Source organism: Vibrio sp. dhg (assembly GCF_003443775.1).
GTDB lineage: Bacteria > Pseudomonadota > Gammaproteobacteria > Enterobacterales > Vibrionaceae > Vibrio > Vibrio natriegens.
Window position 1 is genome coordinate 1,779,532 of record NZ_CP028944.1, and the last position, 15,183, is coordinate 1,794,714.

The following is a 15,183-nucleotide window of genomic DNA, read 5'->3' on the forward strand; positions in this document are numbered from 1 at the left end:
CCTAATGAGAACATCAAAAAGCGAGCTTCAAGGCTCGCTTTTTATTTGCTTGCAACCTTTCCATTAGGACCTAATCAGGCTGACACCAGCTTTTTTATCTCATCCAAAACATGTGCGTTTGCGATGGCACCAATGTTTTCCACCTCTCTGCCATTGATAACTTGTTTGACAGCAAGCTCAACTAATTTACCCGACCTCGTTTTAGGAATGTCACTGATGGCAAAAATTTCACTTGGAACGTGTCTCGCTGAGCAGGCAGATTTCAACTGAGCTTTAATTTTCGCGATCATTTCATCGTTCAATTTTTCGGTAGTGGCTAGCTGAACAAACAGCCAGATTTGCTCGTTTCTATCTACCTCTTTTCCGACCGCGATTGAGTCAACAATCCCTTCTATCGAATTAACCTGCTGGTAAATTTCTGCTGTGCCAATCCTAACTCCACCAGGGTTTAACGTTGTGTCACTTCGCCCGTAAAAGAGATAACCGCCCGTTGAGGCATTTCTTTCAACATCATCGCCGTGGTGCCAAACGTTTTCGAACTTGTCCCAATAAGCGTTATGGTAACGCTCACCACTGTCATCCCAGAATTTAGCTGGGAAATTAGGGATGGAATTGGCACACACTAGCTCGCCTCGGTTACCAATAATATCTTCGCCTTGTGGACTGAAGACTCTTGTATCGACACCTAAACCTGCACACTGACATTCACCACGGTAAACCGGGGAGATAGGGTTACCTAATACGAAGCAACCACAAATATCTGTGCCACCAGAAATAGAAGCTAAATGAACGTCCTCTTTCAAATGTTGATAAACGTAATCAAATTGCTCCGGGTAAAGTACAGAGCCCGTGGAACATATGGTTTTTAGTGATGGAAGCGGGTCGCTTCCTTGATTGGAATAGCCCGCTTTTTCCATGGCTTCCAAGTATTTTGCCGAGGTGCCAAAAAGTGATACATCTGCGCGTTTAGCCAAATCCCACAATACCTTGTAATTTGGGTACATCGGGCTGCCATCAAAAATGACCAAACACGCGCCACTGGCTAGGGTGGAAACATGCCAGTTCCACATCATCCACCCACAAGTGGTGTAATAGAATACGCGATCTTCTGGCTGAATATCGCAATGAAGCTGATGCTCTTTAACATGGTTAAGCAGGGTGCCGCCTACAGAATGCACAATACACTTTGGTTTCCCAGTTGTGCCGGATGAGTAGAGTATGAATAAGGGATCATTAAAGTTGATACGCGTGTAAGTGACGGGCTGCGGTGGGTATTGATTTAATATGTATTGCCAGTCTTGGGTGCAAACATCACATTCGTAGCTGCGAGGATTGAGATAGTTGATCTGGCAAACGTGCTTTAGACCATCTAAGTGATCGGAGATATGATGGTTTTTATCTGTCATATCGAACACTTTGCCGTTAAATGTGTAGCCATCGCAAGTGAACAGAACTTTAGGTTTTACTTGGCCAAATCGTTCCAAAACGCTTTCTATGCCGAAGTCAGGCGATGTCGCGGTCCAAGTCGCACCAAGGCTGGTCGTGGCTAGCATTGCAATCACGGTTTGAGGCAGGTAAGGAAGGTATCCAGCAACCACATCGCCTTTTCTTACACCGCAATCTTGCAGCCATCGTTGTATGCTAGAGACTTCATCACACAGCTCTTGCCAAGTATAAGTTTGTCTCTCTCCACGCTCGTTCTCAAACCAAATCGCAATATCATTAGGGTTGTGATAGGCAAAACTAAGAAGGTTTTCCGCATAATTAATTTGGGCGTCAGGAAACCAGCTTGTGTCGCGGTTGGGAACCGGCTGCTGCCATTTACTCTCAGCTTGGCATTTTACCGTGTCACCCGAGTTTCCGATTACATCACAAAACAGCCACACTTCTTGCCAAAACTGTTCGGAATGATCCAGTGACCATTGATGGAGTTCGGCATAGTTTTTTATGTCATTTCCTTGCTTGTTTATGTGTTCAATAAACTGGGTGATATTGGCTTCTTCGATGCGGCTTTCGCTCGGTTGCCATAATTTGTTGTACTCGCGCATAGGTTCCTTCTATAACAAGCTGATAACACATTAAGTCTGAAAGCAATCACTAACAATGTCAAACTTGCGTTAAAGTATTTGATGTTAGCAATATCATAGTCTTACGTGTAAATGTAAATGTAAATAATTTGTTACACTCAAATGCGCGGGCGAAAATGGTTTAGGGATTGGAAGCAGTCAGGAGTACAGATAGGCTTAATGTAAAGGATTTGTTAATGGAGAAAGGTCATGACGCAATATCATTCTAAACCCGTTGACCAGGATGGAAGGGTAGAATGGAGCCTCGAAGAAGATACAATTTGGCGAGATTTAGTCACCAGACAGATGAGTGTTATTCATAACCGCGCTTGTCAGGCTTATCTACATGGTTTGACATTACTCGATTTGCCCGAGGATCATGTGCCACAACTTCCTGATATCAATCGTGTATTGATGGAAACGACAGGATGGCAGGTCGAGCCTGTTCCAGCGCTTATCGATTTCGATCGTTTTTTTAATCTGTTAGGTAATAAACGCTTCCCCGTTGCGACATTCCTGCGTAGTCGTGAAGAGTTTGACTATCTGCAAGAACCCGATTTCTTCCATGAAATATTTGGCCACTGTGCCATGTTGACTAACCCTGATTTTGCCGCGTTTACTGAGCATTATGGGCAGTTGGGCCAAGCCGCGACGCCTAAACAGAGAGCGTATCTTGCACGACTATACTGGTTTACCGTCGAGTTCGGCCTGGTTAAAGAAGGCGATCAGACCAAGATTTATGGCGGAGGCATTCTCTCTTCTCCGGGAGAAACTATCTATTCGCTAGAAAGTGAAGATGCGATTCGTGAAGGTTTCGATTTACAAACCGTGCTGAGAACGCCTTATCGCATCGATATCATGCAACCGAAATACTATGTAATCGACGATTTTTCACAGCTTTATCAAATCAGTCAATTAAACCTATTAAAGCAAGCCGATATGGCTATTGGGACCGGATTGTTGCCACCACTATTTGAACCAAAGGAACCTGCTCATGTTGAATGAACAAAAATGCGAAGCTTGTAGTCTTGATGCCATTGCGCTGAGTAAAGAGGAGCAACAGTCACTGCTGCTGCAACTTACTGATTGGCAGATTTTTGAAAGAGAGGGGATTCCTCAGTTAGAAAAAGTGTATAAGTTTAAAAACTTCAAACAGGCTTGGGCGTTTAGTAATAAAATTGCTGAACTGGCAGAAGATGAATTTCATCACCCTTCGATTTTACTAGAGTGGGGTAAAGTCACGGTGACATGGTGGAGCCATTCAATAAAAGGGCTGCATAAGAACGACTTTATCTGCGCATCGAAATGTGACGGTTTAGCTCTTACCGAATAAGAGATATTTAGCTTTATACTAGGCGCCCGAACATAAGTTCGGGCGTCTTTTTTAGAGCTATTGGGCCTTAGAGCTCGATACGATAGACAGAAGTCGTGCCAGAAACTTCATTCCCTACTGCGATAAAGTGATCACCGTTACGGGTGAAGTAATTAATCGACTCTGGTCCAAGATCGCCAGCTTTTGGATTGTAGGTATCATTCGCGCACTCGCTCTCTTCCACTTGTGTGCAAACCGGCTGCTCGTAGTTACGGTGGTTCACGTAGTGAAGGAAGACCGCTTGGCTTGGCTCACTAATATCGTAAACCATGATTCCACCTTGGCGCTCAAGGCCAATAAATGCGTAGTAACGTCCGTTTATTTCTGCGGTTTCGATTGCTTCAGGTTCAATACCTTTGTCATCACTGCGATCATCACCGCTACTATTGCTGTCGTTGGTGCTGTTAAAGTGTTTTCCTTCATTCATTAAAGCGATGGTTGCAAAGTCATCACCACTGTCGAAAACCAGTTCACCATCTTCATCCCATATTGAAAAAGAACGAGTACCAAACGCTTGTACATTATCCGTAGCAGATAACGTCTGTTCCGGTTTGATGACTTTTAGTCGCGCTAGAAGTGAGTTGTCTTTTAGTGCTGCTGCCAGTGGGTGATCGCTCGCGACTTTAAGCTTTTTACCACGAACCTCATCGACGTGACTGAGACAAGTGCCTTCTTTGCTGGTGTAGTCGCTTGTACCTTGATAGTCACCTTCATCCCACTTAAAGTTGGCCTTGTCACAACGCTCTTGTGTGGTTTTGATGCCATACTCACGACCGTCTCCTTCGTTGGCAGAGACGATGTAGCTTTTACCATTCACTGAATAGCTGTCGAGGGTGTCTGGCATATATAAGCCAACCAATTGCGGGTAGCTCTTAAAGTTGCCGACTATTTTGTCTTTGTTGGATGCATCCAATTTAGCGTCAGACCATGATTTCCCGCCTAACCCGACAATTTTCTCAACCGATTTGTTTTCAGGATTAATGATTGCCATGGCATTGTTTTCTTGTAACGCTACGTAAATTTTACCGTTGTCAGCAAAGGTCAAGTATTCTGGTTCTAAGTCTTGAGCCACGCTTGCGTTCGGTCCAGATATACGCACGCTATCAGATAATTCACTGGCACGAGGACCATCAAATTGCTCGAAACCAATTTGCGTTACTTCGGCGTTGGTGATCCCTTGGCCTAAATCCACTAATGTAATACTGCCTTTGGGGTCAACACGGTAATCACCGCTTGGCTCTCCTTCATTGGCGGTCGCGATGTAACGGCCATCCTTTGAAAACCCGACCATATCTGGCAGCGCGCCAGCAGGATAGGTCGTTACAAGAGACAAGTTATCCGATCGATAAAGCGCGATAATGCCGCTTTCTTGTTTGTTGCTGTTCTCAATAGCAACCGCAACGAGGCCATTGGAGACAGCTACACTGTTGGCGGCGCCGATATCAATCGATGCGGCTTCACCAGCGCCATTTAAATCTATAAACGCGGTTTGCGATGGGCGGCTGTTTTCGTCCAAGGATAGGACATCGACGCGTTTTGCCTGAGCATTGACCACATAAAGTTTATCTGTACACCCGTCATAGTTAACAATCTCTGCTGCTGATGTATCAAAAGGTGCATCCGCGATAGACGTTCCTACTAGCGTCAGCCCTTGAATAGAAGTTTCGCCAGCAATCGGTGCAGTGGTCGCTTTACACTGAGCACGGAAGGATGCCAATGTATCCTCTGGCTGTGAAGAACATGCGATGGCAAGTGACGAAAGTGCTAAAACACCTATTGCTTTAAATGGGGTGGACATGATATCTCCTTATCAATCCGATACAATGTGGCTCAATGCATAATTTTTTAATAAATATTCACTAATCTTCGTGAATGCTTTTGAAGCATTGATTGACGTATGTTTTGGTAAGGCTATGAATATATGTATGATTAATGACTCTTATATTGGCTTTTTATTAAACAAATATGTCATCGGTATGTTGGCATAACAAATTGGAATGAAAATGGAACTACAACAATTTTTAGATGCAGTAGCGTCGACACCAGAAAAGATTGAATTTGAAACGACCATCGCGGTGATAGAGGCGAACTACGAGTTCACACCAACTGCATTTACTAATGGTGCGACCGAAAATGGAGCCGGTGAAAACAATGGCTCATGCAAAATCTTTGCATTTGGTTTGCTTAATAACTTAGACAAGGAAGCCACACTGGCCTGTTTTGGACGTTTTTACCGTGAAGATGTTTTACAACATCCAGAAAACGATGATCATCAGAACATTCGTAATTTTATGGTGAGCGGCTGGGATGGTGTTAAGTTTGAATCGCCAGCACTAAAAGCTAAGTAATCAAATAGAGCCAGTCGATTAAGCGACTGGCTTTTTTTCCAAACATTTTCTACACAAACACAATTGGCCTTCGTCAGGCTTGGGTAAATCTCTGGTCTCGACACCGAAACACCAACAAGTCTCTTTTCCTGCTGAGATGTCACAGTGTGCTTGAGTTCCGCATTCTGGGCATGAATGGGTAGACTCACCACCGGCAATTTGATTGATCAGACTATCTCGTTGTTCATCCGTTTTGTCTTTCCACTGGATGATCTCTTCCATCGTTCTGTGACAACCAGAACAGATGCCGCCATTGTTTTTACAGGCAGCACGACAAGGTGACTTCATTACTTTCTCGTTCTATTTTCGAATGCGGCCTACTTTAGCATAAAGCACAGTGAAACTGGTCGGGAGATCGCACCAGTGATACCCTAAGGATAATTACGTTAACCACAGTCCGACTTATGTTAGAAAAAGAAAACCTGATAAAACTAGCAAGAATGCAAATGCCTTTTGGGAAATACGCGGGAAGAGTGTTGATTGATCTTCCAGAGGAATATTTGCTGTGGTTCGATAAAAAAGGGTGGCCAAGCGGTGAGCTTGGGGACTTGCTCAAGTTGTGTTTAGCGCTAAAAATCGAAGGCTTAGATAGCGTCGTTAAGCCGCTAAAGCGAATGTGAGGCCAAAAAGCCTATTCACAGATGCTAGATACAACAAAGCCACCTAATTTAGGTGGCTTCACGTTAATACAATAAGGTTTAGATTAGCGATTCGATACCGTATTTTGCGCCGTAGTTTTCGACCACAAAATCAATATCTTTGTCACCTCGGCCAGACAAGTTGATGAGAATCGACCCTTTTTCTCCTTGTTTCGCCAGTTTTATCGCGTAAGCCACTGCGTGAGAGGACTCTATCGCAGGGATAATGCCTTCCTCTCGTGATAGTTCAAAGAAAGCGTCTATTGCTTCGTCATCAGTGATCGAACCGTAATTCACGCGGCCGATATCTTTTAGGTAACTGTGTTGCGGGCCAACAGATGGGTAGTCTAGTCCACTTGCCACAGAATAAACTTCTTGAGGTTCACCTTGTTCGTCTTTCAGCATGTAAGATTTAAAACCATGCATGATGCCAGGTTCGCCCAAGCTAAGCGTTGCCGCGTGTTCCCCCACTTTCTCTAAAGAACGACCCGCTGGCTCAACACCGTGAATCGCGACCTGTTCGTCTTCTAAAAAGGCACTGAATAAGCCCATAGCATTAGAACCACCGCCCACGCATGCCACGAGGTTGTTCGGTAGTTTGCCCGTCATTTCTTTAAACTGAACTCGTGCTTCGTTACCAATAATCGATTGGAAATCACGAACCATTTTAGGGAATGGGTGAGGGCCTACTACAGAGCCAATGGCGTAAAGCTGAGTCTCTGGATCTTTTAAATAAGCTTCAAATGCTGCGTCTACCGCTTCTTTCAGCGTTTTTCGTCCATGCGTTGCAGGAATCACGTTAGCGCCTAGAATTCTCATTCGAACCACGTTTGGGTGCTCTTTAGCGATGTCCACTTCGCCCATGTAAATATCGCACTCTAATCCGACAAGAGCCGCTGCTGTCGCTAACGCAACGCCATGTTGACCTGCGCCTGTCTCTGCGATCAATTTCTTTTTACCCATCTTTTTAGCGAGAATAGCTTCCCCTAAACAGTGGTTAATTTTGTGCGCGCCAGTGTGGTTGAGATCTTCGCGTTTCAGGTAGATATCAGCGCCATATTTTTTGGACAAATTCTCAGCATGGAAAATTGGACTCGGTCGACCCACAAAGTGTTTGTAAAGGCGTGCCAGCTCAGTTTTAAATTCTGGGTCTTTACAGCATTCTTCGTAGGCAGCATTGATGTCTCGCATGATTTGCTCAAGCTCTGGTGGTACAAAGCTGCCGCCATATTCGCCAAAGAATCCTTCATTGTTGGGCATTGTGTAGTCGAAAGAGTTATTCATTTTTCACGTCCTAATTTTTATGATTAGTACGTTATACCCAAAATCTTATGCGTATTGTGTGATCAGTTGCCTAAATCTTGATGTTGTTATCGTGAACTAGTTGATTAGTACGTAGTTAATACAAAAAAGCTTGCTTATCAAAAGCAAGCTAGTGGTTAGCCATATTCACATTAATGGGTACGACGTGGGCCGTTTTGAACGATATCTTTACCGTTCTCGTAAACGTGTGCTGAAACCCAACGACCTAGAATAAGCTGGTGGTTGTCTCCTAGAACCGCGACAAATGGGCGGCCATCGCTATTGGTTTTAGCAAGTGCAATACCTGCCACACCTTCAAGGCCAAGAGCACCGCTTTCAACCATGTGCAAAAAGGCTTCCAGCTCTTCAATAGTTTCGATCACTTGATCATCAATGTTCATTGTATTCAATCTCTTCGAATCGCAGATATTTTGTGGCGCGTACTCTACCTAAGTTAAGACGAGAAACCAAGTTTCTGGTACTTTCGGTAAAACTTTCTACGGTCTTCACATAATGTTTAAGAGTGAATAGGGCAATCAAATTAGTATTTGGACTAGCGAAGCAGGAGTGCAATAATTTTGCTATTCCCAATTAATTGAAAACGCACATGAAAAAAGTATTGATTACTGGCTTTGAACCTTTTGGCGGTGATGCCATCAACCCTGCTTTGGAAGCAGTCAAGAGGTTAGAAGGAGAGGCCATTGATGGAGGTTTTATTGTCACTTGCCACGTGCCTGTCACGCGATATGACTCAATTAATACAGTGATAGAAGCAATAGAACAGCATCAGCCAGATTGTGTGATAACCGTTGGGCAAGCGGCTGGCCGTGCCGCCATTACCCCTGAGCGTGTTGCTATCAACGTGGATGACTTTCGAATTCCTGACAATCAAGGTCATCAGCCGATTGATGAGCCCATCATTGCCGATGGTCCTGACGCCTATTTCACGACTTTACCGATCAAGCGTGTCGTTCAGACTTTGCAACAGCAAGGGATTCCTTGCCAAGTTTCTAACAGTGCGGGAACGTTCGTGTGCAATCACCTTTTTTATGGTTTGCAACATTACTTTAGGGATAAGCCAGTACGACATGGTTTTGTGCATATTCCACTGTTACCCGAACAAAACACACTCGGTAACCAGCCTACAATGTCATTAGATACCATAGTGGAAGCGCTGCGGTTGATGGCGCAAGTGGTTGTTCACCATGACACTGATATTACTGTTACTGGCGGAAAGATTTGCTAACCACAGCTTAACGTTTACCGCTTGAAGATTTTTCGAAGAGATATTTATCTTTAATATTATCAACGTGAGAGATTCGCTGTTGTATCGGCTCTACAGCGACAAAATTATTGAAGCACATCACGTTGTCCGTATACTTTGCCAGAGTATGAATGCACTAACGTCGGAGAAAAGCATGTCAAATCGAGTACCTACCAATATACTGACTGGTTTTTTGGGATCAGGTAAAACGACGACGATCTTAAACCTGCTAAAGAAAAAACCAGCAGACGAAAATTGGGCAGTCTTAGTGAATGAATTCGGTGAGATCGGTATTGATGGCGCTTTGATGACTGACCAAGGTGCGTTGATAAAAGAAGTCCCTGGCGGTTGCATGTGCTGTACCGCAGGCGTTCCTATGTCGGTGGGCATTACTGCGTTGTTGCGTCAAAAGCCCGATCGTTTGCTTATCGAACCGACAGGGCTTGGTCATCCAAAACAAGTGATTGCGACATTAACGTCTGAGCAGTATCAGCCTTATGTTGATCTTAAAGCGACCATCGCATTGGTTGACCCACGTAATCTGAGTGATGAGAAGCACCTTTCCAATCAAAACTTCCTTGATCAACTAGATTGCGCGGATGTGGTTATTGGTAGCAAAGTTGACCTTTGTTCTAGCCATGACATCGATGTATTTAGCGACTGGATCACCGATCAGTCTCCATCAAAAGTGTTTAGCAAGTTGATTCATGACGGCGATCTACCTATTGAAGTTTTAGATATTGAACGAGTTCATGGCAGTGCTTCTTCACATATTGAGTCTCACCATCATGAACACGCGCATCAAGAACCACAATTCCAACTGCCACCGGGCAAAGCTTTCATTCGTAAAGAGAATAAGGGGCAGGGTTATTTCAGTTGTGGTTGGCTATTTGGCGCAGAGCATACGTTCGATTTCGATCAGCTTTTCTCTATGCTATCGGCCTTAACGGCAGAGCGAGTAAAAGCCGTAGTGAATACAGACCGAGGATCTTACGCATTTAATGTCGCGAATGCGGTGGTTACGGTGAATGAAATCAGCCTTGAAGGGTTTGAATCGAGATTAGAAGTGATCGACTCTCAGTTGCTTCCTTGGGATGAGTTAGAAAGTGTTTTACTTAAACTTTCTGGGATAGAGAAGTAACGAGTTACCTGGTTATCTCCCTTAAGCGGTCAAGCAATGTGGCGTTAGTGTTTGCCGCTTAATCTGTTTGCACAGACTTAAAACTGAAAAAAGAGAGAAAAGTGAGATAAATCACTTAAATTCGGGTATAGTGCACGGCTGAATTTTTAACGCTATTTTTAGTGGTTTGTTTAAGGAATACGCTCAATGTCATTTTCATCTCAAGGTTTTGCACCAGAAGTGGTAAAAGCGCTGGCAGAATGCGGTTATGAAAAGTTAACGCCAATTCAACAGAAGGCGATTCCAATGGCTCGTAAAGGCCATGATATTTTCGCTACAGCCCAGACTGGTACTGGTAAAACTGCAGCGTTCTCATTGCCTATGATTCAGCGACTGCTAGACAGTGATCACAGTGCTTCACGTAAGACGGCGCGTGCGCTTATTCTTGCTCCAACGCGTGAACTGGCAGAGCAGATTGCTGACAACATCAAAGCGTACACCAAATATACCGACCTATCGGTGGTGGCAGTTTTTGGTGGCCGTAAAATGTCTTCACAAGTCTCAGCGCTTGAAAACGGCGTCGATATTCTGGTCGCCACACCGGGTCGTCTGGAAGAGCACATTGAGCAAGGTAATGTCTCAGTTGCCAATCTAGAGTTCCTCGTTTTTGATGAAGCTGACCGTATTTTGGATATGGGCTTTATTCACGCGGTGCGTAAAATCATGCTTGATGTGGACACGGATCCGCAGATCATGATGTTCTCTGCAACCACGTCCAGCCAGCTTAACCTATTAGCAAAAGACATTTTACGTAAACCAAAACGCATTGAAGTTGAACGCGCAAATACAACCGCACAAACCGTTGCTCACGTACTTTATCCGGTTGATCAAGAACGTAAAACAGAGCTGCTTTCTGAACTGATTGGTCGCAAAAACTGGCAACAAGTGTTGGTGTTTGTGAACTACAAAGAAACCGCGAACGAAGTGGTTAAAGAATTGAAGCTTGATGGTATCAAAGCGGCAGTTTGTCACGGTGACCGAGCGCAAAGTGCTCGACGTCGTGCGCTTGAAGAATTCAAATCAGGCAAAGTCCGCGTAATGGTAGCAACCGATGTTGCCGCTCGTGGATTGGATATCGCGGATCTGCCACATGTTGTGAACTACGATATGCCGTTCCTTGCTGAAGACTACGTTCACCGTATTGGCCGTACTGGTCGTGCTGGTAAGCAAGGGCACGCGGTTTCTTTCGTAAACCGAGATGAAGAGCTGACCGTTGTACAAGTTGAAAACTTGATTCAACAACGAATTCGCCGTATTGAGCTAGCAGGTTATGAACCAAAGCAGCGTGAGTCGTACATCGAAAAGCTGAACTCCAAACCGGCATTTAAAAACCGTCAAGGACGTCGTAATAACCCTAACCAATCTGCAACAGACCAAGGTTCAGCAGAACGCCGTTTGGCGATGGTGAAGCGTTTGAAAGCACGTCGAGCGAAATAACCAATATTGACGAATTGAGCTGAACAAAAGCGCCCTTCATTTGGAGGGCGCTTTTATTTTATCGGTTCTATCTTGCTATCAGGCAGCGTGATCGAGAAGTGGCGCTATTTGATACAGCTCCTCAATGATCGTTTTCGTTTGTCTCGAATAGACGAGACGGTCACGATCACCAACCAACTGTATGGCTTTTACTTTGCCCGATACTAAACATAGCCTGATGGTTCTAAGTACCATTTGAATATCTAAAGACATATCACCGTCAAGGTCGTTTTTGGCGATAAGTGAACCTAAATCAACCGAAATAATCACTTGGTCGCAATGGTCGAGATAATTGCCTACTTGTTGTTTGACATGATTACGGTGTCGAAAAGTAAACTCTTTATCGGTGACCCAGTCACAGCCTTGGTCCTCAGCGTATTCCCATGTCTCTTGCTTGGTATCATGTTGGTTAACACCCGCAAAAAGCAGCCTAACGTTTGGGTAGCGGGAAAGCGCAAAATGAAATGCTGACCCTACCTTTGGCTCTAATGTCGGCTTTAAATGCATTTTTTGACCAATATGCAAAATACCCACATCATCCTGACAGGCAGCGACCACTGGCAGCATAGACAAGATGGCTTCCGTGCAATTGGTTACCAATACTGGAATAGAGTGACGGGAAAGTGCCAAGCTAAGTGCTTCCTGAAAATCCCCGTTTTCTAATTGAGCATGAGTAAAATGACCACAATGCGCAGCTGTAGTTTGATCATGTTGCTGATAGAGCCATTCGCTCGCACTTTCTAAGCTTTGATTCGCTAATTCAAACGCGCCTTTTGACATCGGAGCAACGTGCTCACAAACCGTCATAAATGAAAATGGGTAGTGCTGAACTGGTGTATGTGTTGTTTGATGAAATTTATATCGTTTGAAAAAGCCCAACATGATGAATTACCTTTCTGGTGGTAGTGCCCTTGCCGCCTGCAACACGTGTAAAACGATACGTTGCTTGTCCTTCTCGACCCTGTGAGCTGGAGCCATAACCGAAACTGCGCCAACGAGTTTACTTCCTTTCATGACTGGTGCGCTGATACCAGAGACACCTGGGTCAATTTCGGAAGTACTGACGGCGTATCCGTGTTTTCTGATCGTGGCAAACTCTTGTTCCCATTCATCAAGACAATGGTCCTGTTTGAAGTAACGTAAGATCTTCTCGCCACGACTCTTAGGCATATAAGCCAGCATCACTTTGGATGAGGCGCCACGAAGCAGGGGTTGACTTTGACCCTGGACGAAGCTGCACCGTAGCGCCTGCATACTTTCTTTTTGTCTGACACACAATGCCCGATAACCAGAAGGAACCATATAGGCCGCCATTTCTCCGGTCTGCTGAACTAAGCGAGCCAAGATGGTTTCAACCATATCAAGACCGTGTTGTGAGCTTTCATAACTGTGCATCAAAAGTAGCGCAGCTGGACCTACTACAAATGTCTTGTCGTGAACGCTTTCTTCAATCAAATTCCATTCTTTTAGCAGTTTCAAATGCCGATAGAGACTGCTCAATGGTACGTTTAATTGCTCACTTAGTGTTTTCGCAGATACTGGGAATTGGCTTACCGCTACTTTCATTAATAATTGCAGCGCCTTTTCGTTTACCTGATTAGCGTTTGCTTTGCTTGTTGTCATGTATAGGTTGTAACTTGTTGGATGATATAGGACAACTATAATTCTTAATCACTGAGAAAATAAAAATAATTTTTGTGGGCAATTCTTATTGGGTGAGAAAAGCTTGGACCGGGGTGAAACTCATGGTTTTGTCTCAAAGGTGAGTCGGCTGAGCATTCGTTGCGCATCAAATGGTAATTACACGCAAATCACCTCAAGATATGAGTTGATTTACGAATAAACAATCAACTCATTGTTCTGTTTGCGGTCCTACCAGGTGAGTTGCATACTCACAGTATCTTATGAAAAACCTGTATTTCGTTAATCTTCCAAGGAAGGTTTTTCTGGCACCAGATAGGGTCGGTTGATAAAGGTTGTCTTACATGCTTAATAAAGCGCTTTTAAACAAACTCATTATTATTTCAATCCCTATTCCTCTGATGATTTTTAGCGCGATTTACTTCGCGCGAGAGAGTGTGCAAAGCGAACTTGAGCATCTTTTAGATCGAAACATCTCTATTGCCGATGAAATTCTGTATCAGGTTGAAACTGAAAATAGAAAGGCATTACTTCACCCGGAAAATTGCGAACAACTCCAGCAGAACTTGATGTTTGAGCGAGATATTGATGAGATGCTTATCGTCAAAGGAAATGAAATTATTTGTTCTTCAAAGCTTGGTAAGGTAAACAAGCCTTTGGCTGATTATCTAACTTTTCCTCAAGGCCAGAGACTGGCTCTTGGCAGAGTAGAGAATTTACCTGAGCCATTCCTGTTTATGGTTACTCTTGGCGCTCATAACGATCAGGTTGTGACAGTTATTGATCGAGATTATTTTGGAGTGACGATAGGTTTTAACAACGACCTACGTTTCAAACGCTCAGCGCTATTTATTCATGGTCAGGTTACCCCTCCTGATGCCACAAGAAACGGCACTAATCCTATAGCGACTAAGTCTTCAACCATGTTCGACTATGAAGCCTTGAGTGAAGCAAGTGACCTGTTTGTAAACCAAAGAACGCTGTCTTATCTGGTGTACACAGGGCCTATCATCTTAATGATTTATCTGTTGTTTTATATGGTTCGCATGCTTTTTGATCCTCGTCGTAGCTTGGTTTCGCAGTTAAAAAAGGCGTTAAGAAGAGAGGATTTGACGCTGTATTACCAACCTCAGATAGATGCAGAGAGTGGGGATGTGTTTGGATATGAAGCGCTGGTACGTTGGGAACACCAACAAAAAGGTTTTATTGCTCCGGACAAATTTGTTCCCGCTGCGGAGCAGAGTGGGTTGGTATCGATCCTGACAGACTTTGTGTTAGAAAAAGCAGCGGAAGATTTCACTAAACTGAGATTTACTCACCCTGTGCACTTAAGCGTAAATGTTCCTCCGGGGTATCTCGTCGAGCCAAACGTCATAAGGAAGATCCAACTTATCCATAGACAACTAAACAATAATAACGTTTCTCTGGGAATAGAAATTACAGAACGTCAGTTGATTGATGATGAGGCGCGCAAATGCATTGCCGCACTGAGGGTATATGGTATCGATGTACTGATTGATGATTTTGGAACGGGGCAGACCTCGTTAGCTTTTCTGCAACACATGCGTATTGATTATCTGAAAATCGATAAATGCTTTGTTGACACAATCGGCATCCAAAGCGTGAGTTCGTCAGTTTTGAATGCCATTGTTTACTTTGCCGATGAGTTAAAGGTTAAGCTCATTGCCGAAGGTGTCGAAACGCCTGAGCAAGCGGAGCACCTGAAGAAATTGGGCGTTCAATATCATCAGGGCTACCTCTATTCCAAGCCGTTACCATACCGTCAACTCGCGCGACAGCCAGTCACCTGAACGGATTCTGTATCCAGGAGCCAAAGTTCAGGAGCCATGGTTGTGC

At 44.2% G+C, this 15,183-nt stretch carries 15 protein-coding genes; 8 read left to right on the top strand and 7 right to left on the bottom strand.

Annotated features, from left to right (window positions below):
* Positions 1-74 precede the first annotated feature (74 nt).
* Positions 75-2,048: an acetoacetate--CoA ligase gene (locus DBX26_RS23695; protein ID WP_118121087.1), complete on the bottom strand. Its 1,974-nt coding sequence runs from the start codon at positions 2,046-2,048 to the stop codon at positions 75-77.
* Between the two features lie 228 nt (positions 2,049-2,276).
* Between DBX26_RS23695 and phhA the strand changes: the two genes are divergently transcribed.
* Together phhA and DBX26_RS23705 are read left to right on the top strand one after the other, a co-directional pair.
* Positions 2,277-3,071: a phenylalanine 4-monooxygenase gene (gene phhA, locus DBX26_RS23700; RefSeq protein WP_118121088.1), complete on the top strand. Its 795-nt coding sequence runs from the start codon at positions 2,277-2,279 to the stop codon at positions 3,069-3,071.
* On the top strand, positions 3,061-3,399 hold the full coding sequence (locus DBX26_RS23705) for a 4a-hydroxytetrahydrobiopterin dehydratase (RefSeq protein WP_014234613.1): 339 nt from the start codon (positions 3,061-3,063) through the stop codon (positions 3,397-3,399). The genes phhA and DBX26_RS23705 overlap by 11 nt, the downstream gene beginning before the upstream one ends.
* A 67-nt stretch (positions 3,400-3,466) precedes the next feature.
* On the opposite strand, the gene DBX26_RS23710 is transcribed toward DBX26_RS23705, so the two are convergent.
* Positions 3,467-5,236, bottom strand: a complete 1,770-nt coding sequence (locus DBX26_RS23710) for a choice-of-anchor I family protein (protein WP_118121089.1) — start codon at positions 5,234-5,236, stop codon at positions 3,467-3,469.
* A gap of 205 nt (positions 5,237-5,441) precedes the next feature.
* Here DBX26_RS23710 and DBX26_RS23715 point away from each other — a divergent pair, with 205 nt between their 5' ends.
* The gene (locus DBX26_RS23715; protein WP_014234611.1) at positions 5,442-5,786 is read left to right on the top strand and encodes a HopJ type III effector protein; all 345 of its coding nucleotides are present in this window, start codon (positions 5,442-5,444) and stop codon (positions 5,784-5,786) included.
* A gap of 18 nt (positions 5,787-5,804) precedes the next feature.
* Here DBX26_RS23715 and DBX26_RS23720 read toward each other — a convergent pair whose 3' ends face one another.
* The gene (locus DBX26_RS23720) at positions 5,805-6,113 is read right to left on the bottom strand and encodes a cysteine-rich CWC family protein (protein ID WP_118121090.1); all 309 of its coding nucleotides are present in this window, start codon (positions 6,111-6,113) and stop codon (positions 5,805-5,807) included.
* Between the two features lie 116 nt (positions 6,114-6,229).
* Here DBX26_RS23720 and DBX26_RS23725 point away from each other — a divergent pair, with 116 nt between their 5' ends.
* Positions 6,230-6,445 carry a DUF3820 family protein gene (locus DBX26_RS23725; protein ID WP_005375557.1) on the top strand — a complete coding sequence of 72 codons (216 nt, stop codon included), beginning with the start codon at positions 6,230-6,232 and terminating at the stop codon, positions 6,443-6,445.
* Positions 6,446-6,523: 78 nt separating this feature from the next.
* Here the strand turns inward: DBX26_RS23725 and trpB are convergent, their stop codons facing one another.
* A complete protein-coding gene (gene trpB, locus DBX26_RS23730; protein ID WP_065303833.1) occupies positions 6,524-7,747 on the bottom strand; it encodes a tryptophan synthase subunit beta in 1,224 nt (407 codons plus the stop codon).
* 170 nt (positions 7,748-7,917) lie between these two features.
* The gene (locus DBX26_RS23735; protein WP_020335268.1) at positions 7,918-8,166 is read right to left on the bottom strand and encodes a hypothetical protein; all 249 of its coding nucleotides are present in this window, start codon (positions 8,164-8,166) and stop codon (positions 7,918-7,920) included.
* Positions 8,167-8,372: 206 nt separating this feature from the next.
* Here DBX26_RS23735 and pcp point away from each other — a divergent pair, with 206 nt between their 5' ends.
* From pcp to DBX26_RS23750, 3 genes are all read left to right on the top strand, one after another.
* Positions 8,373-9,011 carry a pyroglutamyl-peptidase I gene (gene pcp, locus DBX26_RS23740; protein WP_118121091.1) on the top strand — a complete coding sequence of 213 codons (639 nt, stop codon included), beginning with the start codon at positions 8,373-8,375 and terminating at the stop codon, positions 9,009-9,011.
* Positions 9,012-9,183: 172 nt separating this feature from the next.
* A complete protein-coding gene (locus tag DBX26_RS23745) occupies positions 9,184-10,170 on the top strand; it encodes a GTP-binding protein (RefSeq protein WP_118121092.1) in 987 nt (328 codons plus the stop codon).
* A gap of 186 nt (positions 10,171-10,356) precedes the next feature.
* Entirely contained in the window at positions 10,357-11,646 is a 1,290-nt protein-coding gene (locus DBX26_RS23750) for a DEAD/DEAH box helicase (protein ID WP_020335264.1), read from the top strand.
* Between the two features lie 78 nt (positions 11,647-11,724).
* Here DBX26_RS23750 and DBX26_RS23755 read toward each other — a convergent pair whose 3' ends face one another.
* Both DBX26_RS23755 and DBX26_RS23760 read right to left on the bottom strand, forming a co-directional pair.
* Complete coding sequence (locus DBX26_RS23755; RefSeq protein ID WP_118121093.1) at positions 11,725-12,567, bottom strand: arginase family protein; 843 nt, start codon at positions 12,565-12,567, stop codon at positions 11,725-11,727.
* A 6-nt stretch (positions 12,568-12,573) separates the two neighbouring features.
* Positions 12,574-13,308, bottom strand: coding sequence for an IclR family transcriptional regulator (locus DBX26_RS23760; RefSeq protein WP_014234603.1), 735 nt, complete (start codon positions 13,306-13,308; stop codon positions 12,574-12,576).
* A 362-nt stretch (positions 13,309-13,670) separates the two neighbouring features.
* Between DBX26_RS23760 and DBX26_RS23765 the strand changes: the two genes are divergently transcribed.
* Complete coding sequence (locus tag DBX26_RS23765) at positions 13,671-15,137, top strand: EAL domain-containing protein (protein ID WP_118121094.1); 1,467 nt, start codon at positions 13,671-13,673, stop codon at positions 15,135-15,137.
* The last annotated feature ends 46 nt before the right edge of the window (positions 15,138-15,183 follow it).